General features: G+C 60.4%; 20 protein-coding genes. 13 read left to right on the top strand and 7 right to left on the bottom strand.

What is annotated here, in order from left to right; genetic code table 11:
* Positions 1-27 precede the first annotated feature (27 nt).
* Together NKH01_RS18150 and NKH01_RS18145 are read right to left on the bottom strand one after the other, a co-directional pair.
* Positions 28-1017 carry an ABC transporter permease gene (locus tag NKH01_RS18150; protein ID WP_023719426.1) on the bottom strand — a complete coding sequence of 330 codons (990 nt, stop codon included), beginning with the start codon at positions 1015-1017 and terminating at the stop codon, positions 28-30.
* A complete protein-coding gene (locus NKH01_RS18145; protein WP_353021478.1) occupies positions 1014-3572 on the bottom strand; it encodes an ATP-binding cassette domain-containing protein in 2559 nt (852 codons plus the stop codon). Before NKH01_RS18145 ends, NKH01_RS18150 begins: the two co-directional genes overlap by 4 nt.
* Before the next feature lie 197 nt (positions 3573-3769).
* Between NKH01_RS18145 and NKH01_RS18140 the strand changes: the two genes are divergently transcribed.
* The 7 genes from NKH01_RS18140 to NKH01_RS18110 all read left to right on the top strand — a co-directional run bounded on the left by NKH01_RS18140 (position 3770) and on the right by NKH01_RS18110 (position 9622).
* Positions 3770-5053 (top strand): ROK family transcriptional regulator, encoded by a 1284-nt coding sequence (locus NKH01_RS18140; RefSeq protein ID WP_353007139.1) that lies wholly within the window; start codon positions 3770-3772, stop codon positions 5051-5053.
* 203 nt (positions 5054-5256) lie between these two features.
* Complete coding sequence (locus NKH01_RS18135) at positions 5257-5457, top strand: CsbD family protein (protein ID WP_352962436.1); 201 nt, start codon at positions 5257-5259, stop codon at positions 5455-5457.
* Positions 5458-6130: 673 nt separating this feature from the next.
* Positions 6131-6514 carry a hypothetical protein gene (locus NKH01_RS18130; RefSeq protein ID WP_353021476.1) on the top strand — a complete coding sequence of 128 codons (384 nt, stop codon included), beginning with the start codon at positions 6131-6133 and terminating at the stop codon, positions 6512-6514.
* Between the two features lie 278 nt (positions 6515-6792).
* Positions 6793-7050 carry a hypothetical protein gene (locus tag NKH01_RS18125; RefSeq protein ID WP_352482413.1) on the top strand — a complete coding sequence of 86 codons (258 nt, stop codon included), beginning with the start codon at positions 6793-6795 and terminating at the stop codon, positions 7048-7050.
* 83 nt (positions 7051-7133) lie between these two features.
* Positions 7134-7727 (top strand): SOS response-associated peptidase, encoded by a 594-nt coding sequence (locus NKH01_RS18120; protein ID WP_353021473.1) that lies wholly within the window; start codon positions 7134-7136, stop codon positions 7725-7727.
* Between the two features lie 73 nt (positions 7728-7800).
* Positions 7801-8682: a transglutaminase family protein gene (locus tag NKH01_RS18115; protein WP_352493813.1), complete on the top strand. Its 882-nt coding sequence runs from the start codon at positions 7801-7803 to the stop codon at positions 8680-8682.
* Positions 8683-8770: 88 nt separating this feature from the next.
* On the top strand, positions 8771-9622 hold the full coding sequence (locus NKH01_RS18110) for a transglutaminase-like domain-containing protein (protein ID WP_352547875.1): 852 nt from the start codon (positions 8771-8773) through the stop codon (positions 9620-9622).
* Positions 9623-9748: 126 nt separating this feature from the next.
* On the opposite strand, the gene NKH01_RS18105 is transcribed toward NKH01_RS18110, so the two are convergent.
* Complete coding sequence (locus NKH01_RS18105; RefSeq protein WP_353021471.1) at positions 9749-10300, bottom strand: group I truncated hemoglobin; 552 nt, start codon at positions 10298-10300, stop codon at positions 9749-9751.
* A 134-nt stretch (positions 10301-10434) separates the two neighbouring features.
* Between NKH01_RS18105 and NKH01_RS18100 the strand changes: the two genes are divergently transcribed.
* A complete protein-coding gene (locus NKH01_RS18100) occupies positions 10435-10620 on the top strand; it encodes a hypothetical protein (protein ID WP_352482421.1) in 186 nt (61 codons plus the stop codon).
* Positions 10621-11639: 1019 nt separating this feature from the next.
* Here NKH01_RS18100 and NKH01_RS18095 read toward each other — a convergent pair.
* Positions 11640-12431 (bottom strand): DUF1194 domain-containing protein, encoded by a 792-nt coding sequence (locus NKH01_RS18095; RefSeq protein WP_353021469.1) that lies wholly within the window; start codon positions 12429-12431, stop codon positions 11640-11642.
* A 1740-nt stretch (positions 12432-14171) separates the two neighbouring features.
* Here NKH01_RS18095 and NKH01_RS18090 point away from each other — a divergent pair.
* From NKH01_RS18090 to NKH01_RS18080, 3 genes are all read left to right on the top strand, one after another.
* Positions 14172-14369, top strand: coding sequence for a hypothetical protein (locus NKH01_RS18090; RefSeq protein WP_353021467.1), 198 nt, complete (start codon positions 14172-14174; stop codon positions 14367-14369).
* A gap of 428 nt (positions 14370-14797) precedes the next feature.
* Positions 14798-15046, top strand: a complete 249-nt coding sequence (locus tag NKH01_RS18085; RefSeq protein WP_353021465.1) for a DUF982 domain-containing protein — start codon at positions 14798-14800, stop codon at positions 15044-15046.
* Positions 15047-15057: 11 nt separating this feature from the next.
* A complete protein-coding gene (locus NKH01_RS18080; protein ID WP_353021463.1) occupies positions 15058-15297 on the top strand; it encodes a DUF982 domain-containing protein in 240 nt (79 codons plus the stop codon).
* A 57-nt stretch (positions 15298-15354) separates the two neighbouring features.
* Here the strand turns inward: NKH01_RS18080 and NKH01_RS18075 are convergent, their stop codons facing one another.
* Positions 15355-15897: a phosphatase PAP2 family protein gene (locus NKH01_RS18075; protein WP_352846003.1), complete on the bottom strand. Its 543-nt coding sequence runs from the start codon at positions 15895-15897 to the stop codon at positions 15355-15357.
* A 33-nt stretch (positions 15898-15930) separates the two neighbouring features.
* Between NKH01_RS18075 and NKH01_RS18070 the strand changes: the two genes are divergently transcribed.
* Complete coding sequence (locus NKH01_RS18070; RefSeq protein ID WP_353021461.1) at positions 15931-16413, top strand: DUF2127 domain-containing protein; 483 nt, start codon at positions 15931-15933, stop codon at positions 16411-16413.
* Positions 16414-16421: 8 nt separating this feature from the next.
* Here NKH01_RS18070 and NKH01_RS18065 read toward each other — a convergent pair whose 3' ends face one another.
* A complete protein-coding gene (locus NKH01_RS18065) occupies positions 16422-17129 on the bottom strand; it encodes a phosphatase PAP2 family protein (protein ID WP_353021459.1) in 708 nt (235 codons plus the stop codon).
* Between the two features lie 339 nt (positions 17130-17468).
* Here NKH01_RS18065 and NKH01_RS18060 point away from each other — a divergent pair, with 339 nt between their 5' ends.
* Complete coding sequence (locus NKH01_RS18060) at positions 17469-18188, top strand: HEPN domain-containing protein (RefSeq protein WP_353021457.1); 720 nt, start codon at positions 17469-17471, stop codon at positions 18186-18188.
* Between the two features lie 254 nt (positions 18189-18442).
* Here NKH01_RS18060 and NKH01_RS18055 read toward each other — a convergent pair whose 3' ends face one another.
* Positions 18443-20137 carry a DUF6538 domain-containing protein gene (locus NKH01_RS18055; RefSeq protein WP_353021455.1) on the bottom strand — a complete coding sequence of 565 codons (1695 nt, stop codon included), beginning with the start codon at positions 20135-20137 and terminating at the stop codon, positions 18443-18445.
* Between the last annotated feature and the right edge of the window lie 28 nt (positions 20138-20165).

Here is a 20165-nt window from a genome sequence, read left to right as displayed (position 1 = left end):
TTCGGGCTTAAAGGAAGGGGCCCGAGATCACCCCTTTGTCTCGCGCATTGCGCGGGATCTGCTGAGCAGCTCCTGTGTGGAGCGCCAGTAATTGCCGACCAGCAGCGAGCCGATCAGAAGCAGGCCAATGATCATGCCCTGCGCGTCGCCGCCGATCTGGTTCAGCGCCAGCACGTTACGGATGATGGCGATCAGGACCAACGCCAGCATGACGCCGGTCAGGCGGCCCTTGCCGCCAAAGACGCTGACGCCGCCGAGCAGCACGATGGTGATGACGTCGAGCTCCATGCCGAGCGCATTGTTGGCGCGGGCATTGGAAAGGCGCGCGGTATAGACGATGCCGGCTATCGCCGCGACGACGCCCGAGACGACGAACAGGTTCAGCACCATCCGGCGCGTGTTTATGCCGGAATAGCGCGCCACCTCGGGGCTGCCGCCGAGCGCGTAGATGCGCTTGCCGGTCGGCGTCTTCTGCAGCACGACCGCAAACACCGGCGCCAGCGCCAGGAAGGGGACGATGGTCCACGGTATCTCGGTGCCCGGCAGATTGTTGATGCCGAAATCCACGACCGCGGGCGGCAGGATGTTGACCGAGCCGGTGCCGAGCAGGATGTAACCAATACCTCGATAGAGCGCCATCGTGCCGAGCGTCACCACCAGCGACTGCAGTCCAAGGCCCGAGACCAGGTAGCCGTTGAAAGCGCCGAGCAGGCCGCCGGCGACGAGCGTCAGCGGGATTGCGGCAAGCGTTGGCACGCCGGCCTGTACCAGCAAGCCAAAGACGACGGACGTCAGCGCCAGCACCGAGGCGATCGACAGGTCGATTTCGCGGGTGATGATGAGCAGCGTCATCGGCAGGATCAGCAGCGCCTTTTCCGAGGCGCTGGCGGCCAGTTGCGAGAGATTGAAGCCGGAGACGAAATTCGGCACGAAGATCGCCGCGTAGAGGAAGATGGCCACGCAGGAGGTCGCCAGCAGCAGATCCCAGAAGTCGATCGAACGGAGGAACTTTCTCACCGCGCCCTCGCCTGTCTTGCCTGCTCGGCACGCCGCACGATGAAGGTGTCGATGCCGATGGCGACCAGGATCACCAGGCCGTAGACGCCCTGCAGCCACAGCGGGTCGACGCGCACCAGCGTCAGCCCGTTCTTGATGACGAGCAGCGTGAGCGCGCCGAGGATGATGCCGAGCAGCGTGCCCGAACCACCGCGGATGGCGACGCCGCCGACCACCGCCGACGCGATCACGGTGAGTTCGAAACCGAGCGCGACGCGGGCATCGATGGTCGCATAGCGGGATGCCCACAGCGCACCGCACAGGCCGCCGAGCAGGCCGGCCATGCCAAAGGCCAGCAGAATCCGCCGGTCGACGGGGATGCCGATAAGACGTGCGCCGTCGGGATTGGAGCCGGCGGCAAACAGTTCGCGCCCGATGGCGGTGCGATAGAGCAGCACATAACCCAGGCACAGGATGACGATCGCGATAATGACGATCAGCGGCACGCCGGCGATCTTCAGGCCGGTCATGTCGAGCCAGGCTTGCGTGACTTCGTCGGCGCTGATCTGGTCGCCGGCTGCCCAGATCGAGTTGAAGCCGCGGAAGATCGACATCGAGGCCAGCGTGACGACGATCGCCGGGATCTTTCCCCTGGTAACGACAAGGCCGTTGATCAGGCCAGCGACACCACCGACCGCGCATGCGGTCATCAGGCCGATGCCGATGTCGAGCCCTGGATAGGCCTGGACCATGCTCGCCGCCATGTAAGCCGACAAGCCGATCACCGCGGCGATCGAAAGGTCGATGTTGCGGGTGATCAGCACCAGCATCTGAGCGAGCGCTGCAACCACGAGCAGGGCGGCATCCATCGACACTGCGGTCAAGTTTGCCGCGCTCACCATGCGCGGGTTGATGATGGTGACCGGGATGGCGACCGCCAGCATCGCGGCGAGCAGACCGAACTCCCGCCGTTTCAGTATGTCGAGCGGTCCTTTTCTCTTCTCCTCGCCGGCGGCCTGTGCCGCCGCATCGGCGCTTTCGCCGGCCTTGGTCGCTGCTTCCAGCACCTTTTCCTGAGTAGCTTCGCCCCTGCTGAATTCGGCCGTCCGATGGCCTTCGCGCAGAACGATGATGCGGTCGCACATGCCGATGAGCTCGGGCATTTCGGAGGAGATCAGGATGATGGCCATGCCTTGCGCGGCAAGGTCGGCGATCATCGCATGCACTTCCGCCTTGGTGCCGACATCGATGCCTTGCGTCGGCTCGTCGAGGATGAGGACACGCGGTTCGGTGCGCAGCCATTTGGCCAGCACCACCTTCTGCTGGTTGCCGCCGGATAGTTCCTTCACCGGCTGCGCGTAGCCGGAAAAGCGAAGCTTCATCCGCTTCAGCCAGTCCGAAACCAGATCGATCGCGCGGTCCGTGCCGTAGAAGCCGGAGCGGGCTGCCTTGTCGAGGACGGGCAGCACCGCGTTGTCGAGGATGGAAAAATCCATCACCAGGCTCTGGCCCATGCGGTCTTCCGAGACATACGCGACACGCGCATCCATGGCGTCGCGTGCCGATGCGAAGCGCACAGCCTCGCCGTCGATCAGGATTTCGCCGGCATCGGGCTGGTCGATGCCGAACAGCACGCGCGCGATCTCGGTCCGTCCGCTGCCGACCAGGCCGCCGAGCCCGAGCACCTCTCCGGCGTGGAGCTTGAGGTCGATGTTGGAAAAGCCGCCGGCGTGCGAAAGCCCCCTCGTCTCCAGCACCAGCGCACCGGTTGCGTGGTTTCGTTGCGGATAGAGGTCGGTCACCTCGCGGCCGACCATCATGCCGATGGCGGCGGCGCGGCCAAGCTCGGCCTTCGGCTTGACGCCAATGAGGCGCCCGTCGCGCAACACCGCGATGCGGTCGGCGATGCGGAAGATCTCGTCCATGCGGTGGCCGACGAACATCATCGCCACGCCATGCAGCCGCAGGTCGGCAACGACGGTGAACAGCCGCTCGACCTCGCGCTGCGACAGGGCGGCCGTCGGCTCGTCCATGATCAGCACCCGCGCGTCGAGCGACAGGGCGCGGGCGATCTCGACCAGTTGCTGTTCAGAGGTGCGCAACATCCCGAGCCGGGTTTCGGCCGGCACGTCGAGGCCGACTGTCGCCAGGACCTTACGCGCACCGGCAAGCATGGCGGCGTTGTCGATGCCGCCGAAGCGGTCGCGCGGCATATGGCCGAGATAGATGTTTTCCGCCACCGAAAGATCCGGGAAAAGACCGGGGTGCTGGTGCATGACCGAGATGCCGGCAGCCTGGGCGTCGTGCGGCGAATGGAAGACCACAGGCTCGCCATCGACTTCGACATGGCCGCCGGTCGGGAGATACACGCCGGCCAGCAGCTTCACGCAGGTGCTCTTGCCGGCGCCGTTTTCGCCAAGCAGAGCCAGCACCTCGCCTGGGCGCAATTCGAAGGACGCGTCCTTGAGGGCAATCGTGCCGCCGAAGGCCTTTGTCGCCTGAACCAGGGCAACGGGGACAGCCACGTCACTCTTCACCATGGCATCGGCTTCGCCTAATGCGCCCAAGTGCAGCACCCTTCCTCCCTGGTCCTGTTTTTTCAATTTGCTATATTAAATGGCCGGATGCCGCAACTGGAAAATTGACTTCCATGACCCCGAAGGGCACTGTCGCGTCGCGCATGGGTGCAGTTGAAGTGCTCGACCCCGCGGCAGCCTCAAAGCTGCAGGCGGTTAGAGTAGCTCCGCGGCAATGAAATGGGGAGGCGCCGGTTTTGTCCGGAAAAGGCAGCAATTCGGTCAAGGTTCGGCATTATAACGAGCGCTTCGTGCTCGATGCCATCCGCCGCCTGAAAGAGGCATCCAAGTCCGATCTGGCGCGCGCCGCAAATCTGACGCCGGCCGCGGTCGCCACCATTGTCGACGGGCTGGAGTCGTCCGGATTCGTAAAGCAAGTGGGAAAAAGGTTCGGGCAACGCGGATCGCCGTCCACCCTCTACCGGCTTACACCGGAGCGCATCTACAGCGCCGGCATCAAGATCGGCCGGCGCGCGCTGGAAGCCGTGCTCGTCGACTTCGCCGGCGAGGTCCGCTCCCGCGAGTCGCACGAATATCGCTTTCCGGACCCCGATCTGGTGCTCAAGGCCGGCAACATGTCGCTGGCCAATTTCGACAAGCTGGTCGAGGGGCTTGGCGATGCCAGCATCGTCGGTGTCGGCATCGCTTCGCCATATTTCCTCGGCGGCTGGAGCGAGGAACTCGGCTTTCCCGATGACCTCGGTAGCCGCTGGGAAGCAATCGATCTGACGACATTCTTCGCCACAAAACCGAAGACCCCGGTCTTCGTGGAAAACGACGCGTCATCGGCCGCACTCGCCGAACTCATCCAGGGGACCGGCGCGCGGTTCCGCGACTTCATGCATATTTCGATCGACACCTTTGTCGGCGGCGGATTGGTGCAAGGCGGCAAGGTCCATACCGGTCCGCACGGCAACAGCGCCGCGCTCGGTCCTTTGCCGGTTTCGCCTTCAAGCCTCGATTCGGTCGCGGCCAAGCCGGCGCGTTACCAAAGTCTGCTGCATCGCGCCTCGATCTATGTGCTGGTCAATCATCTCAAATCGCGCGGCATCGAGATCAATCGTGTGCGCGAACTGGATCCCTTGCCGCCGGGGGCGCGCGAGCCGCTGTCCGAATGGATCGACGATTGTGCCAATGCGCTGGTCGAGGCGATCATCGCCATCACCTCGGTCATCGACATCGAGGCGATCGTCCTCGACAGCATCCTGCCGCGGCCGATCCATCTCGAGCTGCTGGCAAAGGTGCAGACCCAGTTCAACACGATCAGCGCCATCGGCATCGTGGCGCCGGAAATCGTATCGGGACAATTCGGCCCCGAGGCCTCGCCTATCGGCGCCGCGATGCTGCCGTTCTCGGCACTGTTGGCGCCCGACAGCGGCGTGCTGATGATCGGCAAGGACAGAACAATGCTGCTGGGCAGCCTTTCGAGGCTTGCCAGCCAAGGCCACCCAGCGAGAAGCTCAGCGCCTTCAACGGGATAGGATGGCGCTGCGAGAGAGCACCAAGCTCTGGACATCATCAACATCAGCTCGCAGTCCGGCACGGGCACGGCGGGCTTTTTTGCGCCGGCTCCGGAACTTTTAGCGGCCGCTAATCTTCATTCGTCACCGACATCGAAATGCTCGATCGGTCCGCGCTCCGCTTTAGTGCGGGCCCACAACACGCAGGAAGCAAGGAGGAACATATGAACTGGGATCAAATCAAGGGAAAATGGAAGCAGTTCAAAGGCAAGGCGAAAGAACAGTGGGGTGACCTCACCGACGATGATCTTGATCGGATCGAGGGTAACCGAGACCAGCTCTTGGGACGTATCCAGGAGCGATATGGGATCGCCAAGGAAGAGGCGGAGCGCCAGGTAGATGACTGGTCCAGAAGCATCGGCTGAGCCTTGGACGTAACGCTGTCTGCTGCCCACCACCGGGTTAACCTCTGAGTCACCCGCCGTGCCGAATGGTGCGGCGGGCTCTTTCGACAGCGAGGCCCGCGAGGAACCTTTAGCTATATCTAATGTTCTACTTGCGTGGCGGGCTTCGCCTTGGCGTGTGCCCGACCCGGAGGCGAAGGAGCGTAATCATGAACAACATTATCTGGCTGGTCGGCGCCATCGTGATCGTAATAGCCATTTTGAGCTTTTTGGGTCTGCGGTAGCATCTGGGCATTCTCTTCGACCCGACAGCGCTCCCCGGTCGGCGTGGCCTCACTGACCGCTGCGCCCAACAGATCAGACTTAGGTCCTAAGCAAGACGCTCCAGGAATGGACCGAAGCCCCGGCTGAGGAACGTAGCCGGCTGGCCCACGTTGTGGTGAGCTTGGCGCGATGAAGATGCGTCCGGGCGGAAGAGCTCAAAGTCAGGGAGGAGAGGCCCGACGCTCCGAACGAACGGCGGGCTTGGGTGTAAATGCAAACGATTAGCAGACTGTTCGATTCCCATGCCCAGGCAGCACGTGCCGTTGCCAGGCTTCAGGCTGCCGGAATTCGTCGCCGGCAGATCAGTGTCGTCGGATCTTACAATGACAACAATGAGCCGATTAGCATTGTCGGATCTTACAAGGATGAGATGAGCGCTCTCTGGCGGGGTCCGGGGGTCGGTGCCGTCGTTGGCGCGGCGGCCGGTCTGCTAGCCGGCTTTGGCGCTTTTGGAGCTCAGGGCATCGATCCTGCGGGGATGACCGGCATGGCCCTGGTCGGTACGGCGTGGGGCGGCTTTGCCGGCGGGCTTCTCGGAACGCTGGCCAATTTTGCCCAAAAGCCGGGCAAGCCGAAGATTGCAGAGGGTGTCGTTCTGGTGATGGCCCGCGTCGATGAAAAGCAGGCCGGCGCCGCGCAGACAGTGTTCCGGAGTTCCGTGGAGATGCCGCAGCTCATCTGCGCTTCCGGGCAGATGAAGAGGAGCGCTTACACAAATTCAAGCCGGCTCCGCGTCCGATCTGGTGCCAGATGAAGTTTGTTCCGCGAAACAGGAATTCAGGCGGGAGGCGCCCGATGAAACCTTGGCAAACCAACACCTTGGAGGCATGCGGGCTGCTTGCCGTCGTGCTGTCCCTTATCCTTACGGTTCTATTGGCGGGTGTCATCCTTAGCTGAACCCGTGCCCTTGCCACCGGCGACACGGTGCCAAGCTCCGGCAATCGGCAACTGGCGAAAGGTGCGGCCAGTTCGAAGGATTAAACCATTCGTGCTAAGCGTTCACAGCTTGTCGCCATAGGAGAGGACGCCGAGATGGACAAACGGGCTGAAGGAGACGCGGAGAGGTTGGCTCGGGGCGAGTTCGAGCTCAAAGCCGAACGATATGGCGTGAACGCCTTTCTTCTCGTTGTCGAACTTGTAAATCTGCTGGAAAAGCGTGGAACGATCAGCAGCGACGACGTCGCGAAAATAGCCGAAGCTGCAGCACTTGCTGTTGCCGCATCCAGTGAACCCGACATGAACAGCATCAATCTCTTGCAGGCCATCGCTGCCGCACGCCGGCCCAAATAGGGCGACGGCAAGTCCGCCAGCAATCGGCGCGAACCGATAAACGCTACATTGAACTGATCTCGATCGAGCGTGCGGGGCCTTCCATGTGCAATGACTACGAGCAGCATATCGCCTGGGCCGAGTATTGCCGGATGATGGCTTCGCTGGCGCTCAAGATCCCCAGCCACCAAACCGAGCTGGATCTGCCGCAGGCGGATGACATTCACATCAACGACCCCGGGCCTGTGATGCGCGCGGCCGGCGACACAATCGAACTGGCGTCGATGACGTTCGGCTTTCCGCCGGCCGGACCAAAAGGCGGACCTGTATTCAACTTTCGCTCGGAGGGTCGACAGTTCGGTAACAGCAAACGCTGCCTTGTCCCGGCGTCGGCATTCTTCGAATTCACGGGAACGAAATATCCGAAAGCCAAGCACAGGTTCACGCTGAATGGCCATCCGTTCATGGCGATTGCCGGGCTTTGGCGCGAGGGTGTCGGCAACAAGCCGCCGACGTTCACGATGCTGACGACCGATCCGGGGCCGGACGTGGCGCCATATCACAACCGGCAAGTGGTTGTGCTCCCGCCATCGAACTGGGCGGCATGGATCCATCTGACGAAGTCCGAGGCTGAACTCATGCGGCCGCTGCCGGAAGGGTCGCTCAGAGCGGAAACAGTTCGCGCAGGTTCCGAGTAGGAACCATCGAATGAGCGTGGAAAAGATTATATGATTGCGCCAACATCGCAGGTAAACTTGTCGACCAAAACTGATGCCGATCTTCTCAGTCCAGCATACGACGGTCTATCGCTATAGCCGGCCGGTGAGGTTCGGCGAGCATCGGCTGATGTTCAGACCGCGCGACAGCTTCGATCAAAGACTCCTGGACCACGCCTTGTCTGTCGATCCCGAGCCGAAAGAGGTTCGCTGGATCCATGACGTTTTCGGAAACTGCGTGGCGGTGATCGATTTCGAGAACCCCGCGAAAGAACTGCGCTTTGCGACAGACATTCGGCTGGACCACACGCCGCAGCATGCGCCCGATTTCCGTATCGACGAAGCTGCGCTTCACTATCCGTTTTCCTACGATCCCGACGAAGCCGCAGATCTCTCCCAGACGATGGAACGTCAATACGAGGATGACAGTGACGAGGTTGGCAAGTGGGCACGACAGTTCCTCAGTGCCGCAGGGCACACCGGGACCGGCAATCTGTTGATGACGCTTTGCTATGCCATCCACGAGAGCTTTGTGTATTCCCGTCGAAGCGAGCCAGGGACGCAGCCGCCGCTGATGACGTTGCACCTGCGTCGCGGCACATGCCGGGACTTTGCGCTGTTCATGATGGAGGCGGTTCGTTCGCTCGGCTTTGCCGCCCGTTTTGTGACTGGTTACGTCTATGTGCCGAGCCGCGACAGCGCGACGGTTCTTGGCGGCGGGTCGACGCATGCCTGGTGCCAGGTCTACCTGCCGGGTGCCGGCTGGGTCGAGTTCGACCCCACCAATGGCATTGTCGGCAATCGGGATTTGATCAGGGTGGCCGTGGCCCGGCATCCTCGTCAAGCCATTCCGCTTTCCGGGAGTTATTCGGGAAGCGCGTCGAGCTTTCTTGCAATGACCGTCGAGGTGAATGTGGCGAAGGAGATCGGTGCGTAGGAAAATTAGCATCCGCTGATGTTTTCCCGGAACTGTTTGGCCGACGCGGAGTTTGCCCGGTTGCTGAATGACAACAATCGGAGCGTCGATGCGGATCCGCGCAGGTTACACCCTCACCTACGAATGTCCGCAGCCAACGCCGATGCTGTTGGCGCTCGAAATCCATCCATCGCGCCGGGTCGATCTGTTGACGGAACAGGTCATCGATTTCGATCGTCCCGTCGAAGCACGCGGCTACGTCGACGGTTTCGGCAACGCCTGCACGAGGATCGAGGCGCCCTCGGGCCTGACGACGATCTCAACCACCTTCGATATCTACGATAGCGGCGAGCCCGATGCGGTCGCCGAGCAGGCTGTGCAGCACAAGATCAAGGACCTGCCGGACGAAGTGCTCGTCTTTCTTCTCGGCAGCCGCTACTGCGATACCGATCGTCTTGGAGATTTTGCCTGGGCGAAATTCGGCAATACCGCGCCTGGATGCGCGCGTGTCCAGGCGATCTGCGATTTCGTTCACAATCACATCGTCTTCGACTACCAGAAAGCCGACCCGCTGCGGACGGCTCACGACAGCTTCACCGACCAGGCCGGCGTTTGTCGTGACTTTACCCATTTGGCGATCGCGCTATGCCGTTGCATGAATATTCCCGCGCGGTACTGCACCGGCTATCTCGGTGACATCGGGGTACCGCCGGCGCCGTATCCGATGGATTTCAGCGCCTGGTTCCAGGCCTATCTCGCCGGCACCTGGTTCACATTCGATCCTCGCCACAACCGCCCGCGCATCGGGCGGATATTGATGGCAACCGGGCGCGACGCGACCGACGTCGCCATCTCAACCAGTTTCGGTTTTTCGCGGCTTACCCGCTTCGAAGTCGTGACGGAGGAGGTCCAGGCCGAACCTTCCCTGGCGTCTGTCGAAAATTCCGCGTTCTCACCTTGAGCTGCAAGGTTCGTAGAGGTGGGTCGACGATGTCCCGAGGCCCCTCTGATCTCGAGGTCAGGGCCGCGCTGCATTCAGGGCGACGCTGGCGCATGCGAATGCATCCGCCCGCACGATATAAGCGCTTCAGCCCCGCTTGACGTTGCCGGCGGTGACCTCGTCTTTGTGGGCGGCGAAAGCTTCCAAGACTTCGGTTTTCTCAGGCTTCGGAATCTTGAAATGATCCAGGGTCCGCCCGAGTTCCGCTGCGACCTCATCGAATTCCGCAGGGGAAATCCGCAGGTCGCGATGCGCCTCCTCGAGGCCGAGCGGCGTCGTGCCGGGCTTGGTGGCGACGAACTTGAAGGGCCCACCAGAAACGTCGCAGACCCACAGCGTGCGCATGAACTTGAGGCCGGGCAACCTTTCAAGGTTCTTGGTGTGCCACTTGCGCAATTGTGGGTTCTTCGACTTCTTGCCGACGATCGGGTTTTTCACGACGGCGTCGCTAAAATGATCGATCACCGCTGCGATGGCGAACACGCCCCCCAGCCGCTCATACAGACTTTTTTCAGCTGTGGTTTTCTTGGCCTGGGCGAGTGCGTTGTCGGCGGGCAATACCGCCTTCGACGCGGCGGCCAGCGCCAGCGCGGCAACAACACTTCGTCTTGTCAAAGAGGTTGAAACAGCCGTTTTCATCCCTGGTTCCCTTCGAGGTTAGGCCAGAGCAAGCCGCAGCCTGTCTGGCGGGCTTCATGAAGTGACATTCGGACACTTTGCTATATTTTAGCATCGTCTAAGGAACAAACGAGCCCTTGGCCCGAATTATTCCGATGGACGGCATTCTCACGGTCAACATGCGTAAAAAGGGCGAAGGCCGCGCGGATGAGGAAGGCTTAAGCACGCGTCGCTGCACGCGGCAGAGGTCGCGAAGCCACTTCGGCCGCATCGGCCCGATCGATGTTGCGGGCACCGTAGTGTTCCTGGCCTCGCTGGCGGCGGTCGCCTGCGGCCAATAGCCTGTGCTTTTCAAAAATCGCTAGCTTCTGCGGATAGGTGATCCGCACCTTTGCGTTGCACCCGTCGCATTTGAAGTGCGCGATTGTTCTGAGTGCAGAGCCCTTTCTTACCGCCGGATGCGAGCAATCCGGACATTCGAATGTGAGCGCGACATCCGATAAGTCTTTGGCTAAGCCCATTTCCATCCCCTTCGCAAGCTCGGTGGCTACACTCTGGCGATTCTCAATGGGCAATTCAGATGCCAAACGGCTGTGCCAAAGCGGGATTAGACCAATTCACCTCGGAACGCCGCAAAGCTAGTGCGCCTTCTCTCTGCCTTTTGAGCGACGAAGAGACCTAACTTCCTCCAGCAGTTCGCGCTCATTGGTAGTCAAGTTTCGGAAGATTGCGACAATCATCACCGCTAAGGCTTCGGCATCCAGGCTTAAAAGGTCAATGTGTTCATCTGCGCAAACCTGATCAAACACGCGTTCACAAATAGCCAAATCGTGAGGGCTGAGGCGAGTGCTATTGAAACGCCGGCGCGACATTTGCGAGCCTTCGACGCCCGCCGCCCTGTTGCAAAAGAAGCGGGCCCTGGCAAGAAACGCGAGTCGTTGAGTGGTTGTTCCCGGCTGCAAGCTTTGCTAAGCCGCCTGCAGCAGGGGCAGACCAGAAGCCTTTCCCCGCACGCATCATGGCGCATGCGAGCGGAGCTGTGCGCCGACCTTGGCATTTTCCTAGCATGGCGAGATGCTTGGCACCTAAGGGATTTTCGAGCGACCGCTTGAACGGCTCTGGCTGCCATGCGCGGGCCGATTTTGGACGGCTGGACCGTTGGACTCACGTCAGACACACGCAAGACTACTTCGAACCCTAAACGGGGCCGTCGGCTACCGTTTTGCTTCGAGATCAGCCTGGCCGATTTTTGGATCCCCCCAAAATCGCTCGAACCTTTCTTAAGTAACGTTCAATCAGCGACAATCCGTCAACTGTTGGACTATTTTCAGAGCTTCGTCGGGCAGACCGCAGGATCCGTCTAAGAACGTGCTTTGCCGGAGGCGGAACTCACTTCTCGAATTAACTTCCTGATTATTGCCGATTGAAAGGAAGCGGCACTGTCGGCGGGAATGACGAACGAGCCGGGTCCTCCGATCACGTGCCTCGAATAATATTCCGTCGTCGTCTCACCATTTTCAACGTCGGCGCCTATCGGAAGACCATTGATCACGATGGCTTTCCGAAGTGCTCTCTGACGGCTGTCATCGACAGACGTTCCGTCGTTGTTCGCTCCGTCACCTGAAATGTCGATGATCCTGCGCAAGGTTGGGACAGGCAGTTTGTCAAAGGCGTCCACGGAGGCGTCGATGGCGTATGAGATCGACGTATTCGATCCGTGCGGACCAGAACGCGGCCTTCCAGACTTCTTCCGGAGTGCCTTAGCGATGACGGCCGCATCCTTTGCGTCAGAAAGAATGGTCCAGCTCACCCTGGTTTCCGAGGAGCCGCGGCTCGACCATTCGACAAAGGTGACGGCGATCTTGCCGTGCATACCCTCTTTGATCACCTTAAGCACGGTCGCTGATTCCAAAGCAGCCGCATAGCTCTCGCGTTGTAGGTTTGCCTCTATCTGGTTGATAGAGCCGGACATGTCGGCCGCGAGAACGATTGCGACATCGACTTCGTTGATCGGATTCTCAAGGGCAACCTTCTCGCGAATTCCACGAGGAGAAAGACCGATCGTGTGAGGATTTGCGTGAATATACTGGACAGAGACCAGCACAATTTTCAGCAATCCTGCGATCAGTGCGCTAAAGGATAGGACTTGCATCTCCCATCTATCCTCATGAGCTTATTAAACTCTTGGGGGGTGGTTGATCGCTGACTTCTATTAATTCTGAAGGGAACTCAAGTGTTTAGATAAAGGGGCTTACTCTCCTAACATTAGCTTTCTCTATATTAGCTGTGACTATTTCAAAAGTCAACAAAATGGAGGGAGAGACACGGGGTAGTCAGCATGCCGGAGCGGAACGCAAGAACGGCTGCATAGGAGGACGCTCCAGCATCTTTTTATTAGCTAGTGCTAATTATCAGGCATATGGTCACTTCAACATGTGGCCGAAGCGGCAACCGGAAAAGGGAATGGCGCGGCGCCGAGCCACTGCCGCGGTCGTCCTTGCGGCCTTTTCGTCGTTAGCGTTTTTGGTTCCCTCGAGGGCGCATGATGCCCCGTCAGGGTGGAGCTATCCGCTGGCCTGCTGTCACGGCGACGCGGAACACGGTGAGTGTCAGCGAATCCCAGCGCGGGCGGTTCATGTTCGTCCCAGTGGCTGGGTTGTCATCTTGAGGCCTGGGGATCATCGGAAGATCACGCGGCAGCAGCGATACTTCATTCCGTATGGTGATGAGATTCCGTCGCAGGATGGCAATTATCATATTTGCCTTCATCCGACCGAAGAGCATGAGAACTGTTTTCTTGCACCGCCCGACGCCATGTGACCCGGGAGCCGCGCTGCGTCCGAAAAATTGCGAGATGCGGGAACGGCTGCAAGCCGGGTCCAGGAGCATGCCGGGCCGGCGCCCTAAAGGCCGCAAAGACACGGCGAGTCAAAGGGCGATGAAATTCAGGCGCAACACAAATCCTCGGTGACCGAAAATCTGGTGCTGCGAGAGAGGATTGAAGTCCCTCAACCGTCACACCCAGCGTTGAAAACACAGGGATTTTCAGGGGCAACCCTTCGAGTCCCATAGCAGCGGACCATAACAGTTGCAACCTCGAAGGATGCGTCTAAAGCCTTGAGTAGATGTGCAGGAGTATGGCGGTGGATCGATTGCGAACGTGGGGTTTCCGTGTAAGCTGAACCCAGCATGTTGGGGGGGATAATCCTATGCGGAATGCCTGGGCAGCGCTGGCGGCGGTGATGACGATTAGCGGTTGCGCCATGACGCTTCCAGTCAAGGGGCAGTCGGGCGATGGTTCGGAGACCTTCACAGGGTCCGCAACAGGCCAAATCGACGGAGCCGGAACGCTATCGATAGTGAGCAGCCGGGGCCGTACTTGCAAAGGCGACTTCGTCTACATAACCAGGCGTGAGGGTAGCGGCACGTTTACTTGCAGCGACGGCCAGAGCGGCCCTTTCACGTTTGTCTCGACGGGCACTCGCGGCACTGGCTCGGGTACACTTGGCGGCAAGCCCTTCACCTTCTCGTTCGGATGAGTGGCCCCGCCCCACGCTACACACAAGGTCGGCTCACGCGTGGCCTCATCTATGGCGGGATCGGCTACGCCATCGGCCTCAGCACGGGTGTTGCGGCTCTGGGCAGCGCTGTGAGCGGTGCGCTTGTCTTCGGCCCCATTGGCTTCGTCATCGGGTGGATAATGCCTGGGAGAGGGAACGCCCCGGAATCGCCACTGGTCTCGCCCGCCGCCCCCATGGCCGAGGCCCGACCGGCAGGAGACCCCGTTGAAAGCAGTGCAGCCCCACGCAGCGATTTTGCGGGGCTGGAAGACTCCTTAAATGAGATGGTCCCAGTGGCCGCCCGTGCGCTGTGCTCGATCTGGAATCTTCAGATGAAGCTGCTCATCGCGGTCGGCCTCATGCCGTTCCTTGTGCGCTACCCTTGGCTGCTATTCGGCACCGCCTTCGTGTTGCTTGGGGTAGTGTTTCCTCTGGGCATCCTCTTCACGGTGACAGGGGTTGCCGCGATGCACTACGGCGCGGAGGCTAAGGGCAATTTCCTGGTCAACCTGGAGCGCCCGACGAGCTGACCGGACTTCTGGTCTCGCCCTATGGCACCACCTCACGCCGTACCCTTTTGGCCCTGCGGCACTTCCTGCGGCGAGCCCCCGAGCTTTCGCTGCCCCGAGTGAGTGTGGTCTGGCGTGATGGGGGAGACCCTGGAGCTTTCTACCAAACATTTGAGCGTCCCCTAAATTACCCCTCATGGGTCCCTTCTGGTTCTCTCCACCGGTCTACGTGAAGACGAAACGTCCAGGCATTCGCCATGGGGTCAGCCACGTCGAGGGAGCCGCCGAGGAACTCATGGCGTGGGACACAAAGGGCCCGAAGTGGACCAAGGCTGTCCAATCCTGCGTCGATGCATTCGAGGGCAAATCCTCCCCCAAGAGGTCCGTGAAGCCTTCGAGGCGGCTGCCAAGGAGGCCAACGTGTATCTCTCCCCTGAGTAGGAGGTATCATGGCAACCCATTGGTTCGTCCCTCCGGTGTTCGTGAAGACTGAAACCGGTGTCAGGCATGGCTGCAACAATGCGAGGGCAGCCCTTGAGCAGCTCAAGAGGTGGACCCGGAGAGGACCTTGCTGGCACAAGTCGGTGACTCTCTGCCTGTCAGCTCTGGAGGGCGATCCGATTGACCCCCAGGTGATACGAAAGGCTTTTGAGGCTGCCGCTAAGCCTAAGGAGGCCAAGATGTATCTTTCCCCGTAGGAGGAGGTGTCATGGCAACCCATTGGTTCTCCCCTCCGGTCCCCGTCAGGACTGAGAGCGCCGGTCTGTCCCGGAACGTGAACAACGTCGAGGCAGCCGGCCAGGAGCTGATGAAGTGGACCAAGCGTGGCCCCAAATGGAACCAAGCGGTGCGCGTTTGCATCGCCTGCATTGCCGACGAGATGGAACCTGAGGAGGCTCGTAAGGCATTCCTGGCCGCTGCCGAGGAGGAGGGGATGCTGGGCGCTTAGCGTGCCCTGTTCCCGCGTCACCTTTGCCACTATCGATGCGGCTCGAGACGCATCAATCTAAAGAATTTTGGTCACCAGATTGTCCAGCCGGGAGTTCTTGCGGTAAGTCAATCGCACCACACCGGCACCTAAGACGCCAGTGATGGCACCGCCGATAACGTCGGTAAGGTAGTGAGTGCCGATGTAAATTCTCGACCAGCAAATCAGAAATGCGATGATGAAGAGCGCAATCGTCCGGCGCGGGAGGCCTTGCATCCCAAAGGCCGCAACAATCGCAATGGCGGCTGTCGCGTGATCGGACGGGAATGACCAGTCGGCGCTGGGCGCAATCAACAAGTGGGTCACACCGGCATCGTAGGGCCGCATCCGATGCACGAACAGAAGAATGAACTGGTTGATCGCAAGGCCGAGCAGGAACGCCAGACCGGCCGACAAGGCCGCGTGACGGACATGGTAGCGGTCGACCTTCGCCCACCATTGTAGGGCCACGGCCAGCACCATCAGCGGAACTCCGATCTGTGAGACGCCAATCATTGCTCTATCTAGGAAAGGGCTGAGCCCGGCTGCCGCGTTGATCCAGTGAGTGAGAGCTGCATCCATTGTTTGGTTCCGTTATTGACCGCGAGGTGGGTTGTGAAGGCTTTTGATGAACACCGCATCCATCAGATTTTTGAAGTCAGCGTCTGGCTTAAGGGTGCGCACGCCCTGATCGAATGCCTTGGCGGTGTCCTGCTTTATCTCGTCACCACAGACACCATTGCCTCGTGGGTCAATGCCTTCACCCAAGAGGAATTGATCGAAGATCCGAATGATTTCATAGCTGGCTATCTGTCGCAGATGGCAGGCCATTTTTCCGTCGCCAGCAAGGAGTTCTACGCCTTCTACCTGCTCAGCCACGGCCTGATAAAGCTGCTCTTGGTCGTCGGCCTTTTGCGAGGCAAGCTCTGGTCATACCCGGCCTCCCTCGTCGCGCTGGGCGCATTCATGGTCTACCAAGTCTACCGCTATTCCTATACCCACTCTCCGGGCCTGCTCATACTGACCGTCTTCGATGCGGTCGTCATGGTGCTGATCTGGCACGAATGGGGTGTAATGCGACGGCACAGGCCCGCATAACGGCCGAGTTATCGACCTCGCCTTTGTTCAATCCACTGGACCGCAGACCAGCACAGAATGGCCCAAGCGGAACCGACGCACCAACCCGCAAGTACGTCGGTGGGGTAATGGACGCCGAGATAGACCCGGCTCAATCCGACCATGACCGTGAGGAACACCGCGAGCGAAACGAAATACGCTTTGGCGCGGCGATCAGGGTTCGCCTTGGCCAGCAATACTCCAAGGGTCAGGAAAGTGACGGCGGAAAGCATGGCGTGTCCGCTCGGAAAGCTCGCTGTAAAGACCCTTGTGGTGTGTATGAGATCGGGCCTTTGGCGATCGAAGGCGACCTTCAGAAGAGTGCTGATGGCCTCTCCGCCAGCCACGGCGGCCGCGACAAGCACAGCGTATCTCCGCTTTCCCGCTATCAACAGATAGCCCACTGCGCCCGCCGACACGAAGCCCAGGAAGGCGAAGCTGCCGAGAGACGTGACGTCGCGCCCCATCTTCTCCAGCCAAGGTGGGCCAATCGGGTTGGTGGGGTTACCGGCGCTGCGGAAGGCCATAAGCACGGCCCGATCGAAACCGCCTGTGTCGCCCTCAAGAACTTCTTCCGCCAGAAGGCCGAAGCCTAGGACAAGACCGCCCGCCATGAGCAAACAGACGATCAGCCACATACCATCGCCGCGAAAGCCTTGCAGAGAGCCGTCGGACGAAGAGGAAACCTTGGTATCCATGTGTCTCGACCTGTTTCTGAGAGGCCCCAAGCGCGGCGGCTAAACAGGAACAATCGTGTTCCAACCCTCTTGTTCCATCGAGGATACCGGGCATCTATTCCATGTCCGGCACGGCACCGCCAACAAAGAGCGTGGTCGGTTCGCCGAAATCCGCACGGTACGTCGCGTGATCTGGAATGACGAGTCCTGAGGAAGGCTGACACCGACCCTGAAAGGCTAGGCGTATGTCAATCGATCTAAAGGACATTGACGCCTCACCCAGCACGCTGCATTGCTGCGCAGCCAGGAGTTCGTGGCCGTAGCGGAGGGGTAGTGTCCTGGACTGTCGAAGACCTACGGATGCTCGATCTGAGGTACGCCAAGGAAGGCGTGCACATGCATCAGCGACCCTTCCACACCGCGAAGGACCTGCTGGGCTCTGCCTTCAGCCTAGGCGGAAATCCCGAGGTCCAGAAGATTATGGATGCTTACCGGGTAATGATTCCTGAGGCCGGCGATACCTGGCCTGGCATGGGCGTAGGCCTAGCTGTCTCGGTAGATCAGGTCCGCAAGATGGTGGCGCCTGTCATCTTCGGCAACCCGGGTGGACCGATCGAGGTTTGGAAGTCGCTAGGCTTTCAAAGCCAGGAAGACTGGCGGCTCTGGTGTCGTGAGGATCGCAACGTCGTGGCGGAGTCGCATTTCGCCTTCGCCGATCTCTACGACTTCACCTATGGTGTCGATGACCTCAGGGGAAGCAAGCCGGAAGGGCCGACGCTTTGGCACATGGCGGGTTCCAACCTTGGAGACGCCGCCAATGCGTTGCCAACCTCGTTCAGCGTTGACTCGCTGATTCAGTCAATCTGTATGCTGGCCGAGTTGTCGTTGAAGGCGGCGCTGGTCTTCAACGGGGCTGACCCGGATGAGTTCAAGGGCGCCAAAGGACACGATCTCGTGGCACTCGCAAAGCGGATGTCAGTCGAAATGCCCATCGAGACGATCGGTCGGTACAGGCGGTCATTACAGAGCTCCACCCTATGTGAAAAGCCGCTATCGGCCGGCGGGACTGACACGCCTTAAGGTCGTCCGGCTGGCGCTCGCCGTTCAGTTCGTCGCCGCATCGACGGTGAGGAGATTGTCGCAGCGCGATCTGGCTAGCGAGATGGAGGTCGGCGGCTGGCCTGCGCCGAGACGGCCATTCTTTGCCTAATCAAGCGTCAACTGCCGGCATTGCGGCCATGGCCGTCGGACCATAACCAGCAACAAAGCCGCCAAGATGCGACGCTGCGCGCGCTTTCTCACGTCGGTGACCTCCCCAAGCCCCCTCGACGGGGTCAGACTTCGGAGGACAAGGCAATGGGTGCCTGTCGCTGACCCTTCTTGGTTGCCATCCGAACCGTGCGCTGAGCTTGGGCCGGGACGGCTTCGTTCGACGGTCTCCAAGTCGTCGCCTTGACATCGAAGCGCGGCAGCTTCGTGATCTCCCTCGCGAGGGCGCTGGGTGGGAAATCGCCGTATCCCTCGCGGGCATCCTCAGGACCGCTGCCAAGCATGAAGTCACGATGCTGCTTGTCCATGTCATGTTTGCGCGAAAGCGACGTGAACAGGTGCCGCCAAGCGTGGTTGGGTTTGCCGCCCGGTGCAGGGATGCCCAATTCCTCGGTGATCCAATTCCCAACCCGAACGCCCGCCTCTTGCGACCGGGGCTTACCTGTCAGCTTGGTGAGTTCGATCCCATCGAGATAAGGGACATAGAAGGCGGGACCGTCGCCCACCTCCTTGAACATCTCCAATAAGCCCAACTCTACAAGGTGCGGATGAACGGCAGTCATCCACGCCCTGCCGCTCTTTGTGGAACCGGCCTCAGGCGTAATGAGCAAATAGGGTGTGTCGCCATCCGCTTGGACATCCACGCCGCGAAGCTGAGCGATCTCCGTCACCCGCAACCCTGTGTAAGCGCAAATCCATGGCACCCAGAAGAGCGCGCGCTTGTGGGGTGCTGAGATGTCCTTGGGGCTTCCGATGAATGTGGCGCTGAGGATGGCCTTGGCCTCCTCCATGTCGTAGCCCTTCTTGCCCGGTGCGGGGCCGTCTCTCCGGTCTCGAATGTCACTGGCAACGTTTGTCGGTAGGCCGAACTCCCTGACTGCATGGGTGAGGACCGCGCTCAAAGCCGCAAGAGCCTTGCCGTTGACCTTCGACGGCGATAGCCCCTCGGCTATCAATTCGTCACGCCACTTCCGAACATCCTCATTCGTCACGTCCTGAGCGTTCCGGTGCCCGCTGCTCTTGACGAATTTGGCGAGGTCCCGCGCGTAGTCACTCTTGGTCTTCTCCTTGAGGCTCTGTGTCGCGAACTTGTGGTCCAGTAAGGCGAACAGGTCCAAGTCCCCCGCCGTCCGTGGCGCTGGCTTGGCCTCGCCGCGCTCGGCCTCCCAATTGGGGAAACGCTTTCGCGCTTCGTCGGGCGAATAGTCGCCTCCGGCCTTCCTGAGATTGGTTTCAGCCGCAAGCTGGATTGCCTTGGAGGCCGCACGGACGACGCGGGTCCGACTGAAGAGGTCGGTGTTGACGCCCTGCTCGGCGAACAACTCGTCGACCGTGGGGCCGAACCATTGGTCAAGCTCACCGCCCTCCTCTTTGCCCTTGTTCAGCCGCAGGACCGCTTTCCAGATGCCTTCCTCCCCCGGCTCACCGTCCATCATGTCGACCAGGCGAGCGTAGAGGATGCCCGCTAGAGCCTGGATTTGCTTGCTGGTGAGCGGCTGAGGGCCTTGCCTGAACCGCTGCCAGAACTCATGGAGTGCAGCGTCGGCCTCGCGATGCCGCCTCTTGGCCTCTGCGGGATCTTTGGTATCGAGGCTGACCTTGACGGTTGCGCCCGCTTTCACCGTTCTCATGGTGCCGCCAACGGGAATCGTCACCCTTCCATCGAGTGGAATATCCTTCAAATCGGAAGGCGCGCGTTGCCGAAGGTAATAGACGCCAGTCTTCTTATGCTGCCAAGGCCCGGGCATTCTCAAGCTCATGTGTACCACCTCTGTGTACCAGACAGGC

The sequence above is a fragment of the Mesorhizobium sp. M1403 genome (assembly GCF_040317695.1).
Taxonomy (GTDB): Bacteria; Pseudomonadota; Alphaproteobacteria; order Rhizobiales; family Rhizobiaceae; genus Mesorhizobium.
The sequence above is the reverse complement of the archived record's forward strand: the minus strand, read 5'-3'. Positions and strand labels throughout refer to the sequence as shown.